Source organism: Microbispora sp. CL1-1 (genome assembly GCF_012034195.1).
Classification (GTDB): Bacteria; Actinomycetota; Actinomycetes; order Streptosporangiales; family Streptosporangiaceae; genus Microbispora.
Genome location: NZ_JAATEK010000132.1, coordinates 1 through 1,324, shown reverse-complemented (window position 1 = coordinate 1,324; position 1,324 = coordinate 1). Strand labels below are relative to the sequence as shown.

Annotated in this window: 1 protein-coding gene; it reads right to left on the bottom strand. The window is 67.5% G+C overall.

What is annotated here, in order from left to right:
- Positions 1-1,185 (bottom strand): IS256 family transposase (locus HCK04_RS40265; protein WP_142652769.1); only part of this gene is annotated, 1,185 nt, incomplete at its 3' end.
- Positions 1,186-1,324 lie beyond the last annotated feature (139 nt).

Genomic DNA, 1,324 nt, shown 5'->3' with positions numbered 1-1,324 from the left:
TTGAGAGTGGGTGTGCTTACGGCATTCGGCCAGGATCTCCAGGCCCATGTAGCGGCGCTGCTCGGTCCACTCGTCGTTCTGCTCGGCCAGCACCGCGCCGACCAGGCGGACGATGGCCTCCCGGTCGGGGAAGATGCCGACCACGTCGGTGCGGCGGCGGATCTCCTTGTTCAGCCGCTCTTGGGGGTTGTTGGACCAGATCTGCCGCCAGACGGCCGTGGGGAAGGCGGTGAAGGCCAGGATGTCATCACGGGCCTCGTCCAGCCGGTCGGCGGCCTTGGGGTACTTGGCCTCCAGCACCTCGACCACGTGCCGGTGCTGGGCGTGCACGGACTCGGTGTCGGGCTGTTCGAAGATGGTGCGCAGCATCGTGTGCACCCACGGCTGCGCCGTCTTCGGGACACAGGTGCCCAGGTTTCTCGCGAAGTGGGTGCGGCAGCGCTGCCAGGAGGCGCCGGGCAGCGTGGCGGCGATCGCGTCACGTAGCCCGGCGTGGCAGTCGCTGGTGACCAGCAGGACGCCGGACAGGCCGCGGGCGACCAGGCCACGCAGGAACGCCAGCCAGCCCGCCCCGTCTTCGCAGGAGACGACGTCCAGGCCGAGGATCTCCCGCTGCCCGTCGGCATTGACACCGGTGGCGATCAGGCAGTGCACGTTCACCGTCCGCCCGCCCTCACGCACCTTCTGAGTGAGCGCGTCGATCCAGACGAAGGTGTACGGCCCGCCGTCCAAAGGCCGGGACCGGAACGAGGCGACCAGCTCATCCAGCTCGGCGGCCATCTTCGACACCTGCGATTTGGACAGCTTGGTGATGCCCATCGACTCGGCGAGTTTTTCCATCCGCCGTGTGGACACACCCAGCAGGTAGGAGGTGGCCACCACGCTGGTCAGCGCCCGTTCGGCCCGGCGGCGCTTGTCCAGCAGGAAGTCCGGGAAGTACGACCCCGACCGCAGGCGGGGGATGGCCAGCTCGATGGTCCCGGCCCGGGTGTCCCACTCCCGGCTGCGGTAGCCGTTGCGGGAGTTGACCCGCTCGCTGCTGACCTCGCCGTAGCCGGCCCCGCACAGCTGCTCGACCTCGGCGTCCATCATCCGCTGCGCGAACTCGCGGATCATCGTGCGCAGCAGGTCCGGGCTCGCCGCGGCGAGAGTCTCGTCGAAGTAGTCCCCGGCAGCGGGCACAATGTCATTGACGGCCACTTCATCCCCTTCGTGTCTGAATGTGCGAATCGAAGGATTACGAAGTGGCCGTCTCTTGTCACATGGATCTCTCCCGTCGCACCAAGGGAAAGATCACCCGTACACCACTCCCATGGACGCTAAC